Genomic DNA, 1,476 nt, shown 5'->3' with positions numbered 1-1,476 from the left:
AGGCATACATGCACATCCAGAATTCCCTGCTTTTCCTCTTCTGCTTCTTTGGGAAGCTCATTTTCCAACAGGATCGTTTCATCAATTTCTTCCGGCTTAACCTGCAAAAGCACTGCAATAAATCCTTTTCTTGTCTTAGGATTTCTCATCAGCTCTTTGAAACACCAGTCCACGGAAGGCTTCATGATAAAATCTTCGCTTCGGGCAGTTTGTCTTCTCTTATTTTGTGTTTTTCTTTTTCTTTTGTTTTTTCTCATAGTCCATCCTTTCCCGGCTTCTCATCCGCTGGAAAAGGATGTTTCTGTCTGCTGTAAGTGTAACACATTTTCTTCATTTGAAAAAGTGGTTTGCCTGAGAAAGGAATATAGAAATGTAAGAAGCCATCCGATTACCGGCCAATGTGTCTGCCGTATATAAATGTAATGTTTGAAAATTTCGGCGAATGCCTTAGAAATACGAAAAGCGAGTGCTTTTCAGATATGGGTAGAGTAACATATCAATAACGAAAATGCAAGAAACCAGAGGCACTATTACAACCAAGTATCGAGAAATCCTTCGCCAGAAAAGCTTAGGATTTAGTAAACGGAACATCGCACATAGCTGCGGCGTATCCCGTAACACAGTTGCCAAGGTCGTCAAACGGACGGCGGAAATGAATCTTTCCTGGCAAGTGAATCATAAGATGACCGACAACTCACTTGGAGAAGCTTTTCCCCAAGTGAAAATCATCAACCAATAAAAAACTACCTGATGATAAAGTTATGATCTTACAGGACACGCTGTCAAGTTCTCCGTTCGATGATCCAAAAATAGAACCTCTTTGCCAGGGAACAGTACAGTGCTCTGTTATTTTTCACATATTCTTTCTCTATATAGGAATATATAGATTGAAATACCTTCATATTTTATTTTTGATTCGTGGATGAACCTTGTACCTGTTTGTGAGCAAAATTTCCATAATAGAATTCTGCATCTCCAGAGATAAATCAGTATAATACCATGCCATCGAATGGTGCTCATTATCATACAATTCTAAAAATGGCTTATAAAAGGTATCATTAATTTCCTTTCTTCCTTCCCGATAGTCCTCTCTATAACTTGTATATCTTCCAAGAAAAAATGTAAGGAGCGCCGTCATCATCGTAAGAACCGCTTCATTCTCCGTAACCCAATGCATTAACGCTTTCAATATCTTTTCCCCACACCTTATTCCATAGAATGTTCTGCCAATTCCACAAGCTTGCGAAACTCTTCTACTGTCATGTTTGCTTCTTCTGCAGCCTCCTCCAACGTCAGACGATTCTTCTGATAGAGCCGAATCAACATGACCTGACCACCTTGTATCATGCCTCGCTGAAATCCCCTCTTCCTGGCTCCCTCCATGTTGGAACGATAGTCCAGGATCGCTTTCTCCCTGGCCTCATACTGTAAACGCTTCTTCTCATCCAGGCTCATCTTTACTAAATCCTCGTATGC

1 protein-coding gene and 2 pseudogenes are annotated in these 1,476 nt (G+C 40.4%); all 3 read right to left on the bottom strand.

Annotated elements, in window-relative coordinates; genetic code table 11:
* Positions 1-257: pseudogene (locus FGQ85_RS18175) on the bottom strand (hypothetical protein); the annotation flags it as partial.
* A 641-nt stretch (positions 258-898) separates the two neighbouring features.
* Positions 899-1,189: a hypothetical protein gene (locus tag FGQ85_RS18165; protein WP_118638185.1), complete on the bottom strand. Its 291-nt coding sequence runs from the start codon at positions 1,187-1,189 to the stop codon at positions 899-901.
* 17 nt (positions 1,190-1,206) lie between these two features.
* Positions 1,207-1,476 (bottom strand): annotated as a pseudogene (locus FGQ85_RS18535) (hypothetical protein); the annotation flags it as partial.

The organism is Pseudoflavonifractor sp. BSD2780061688st1 E11, from assembly GCF_005844125.1.
Lineage (GTDB): Bacteria > Bacillota > Clostridia > Lachnospirales > Lachnospiraceae > Sellimonas > Sellimonas catena.
Note: the sequence above shows the minus strand (reverse complement) of the source record. Positions and strands in the feature narration are given on the sequence as shown.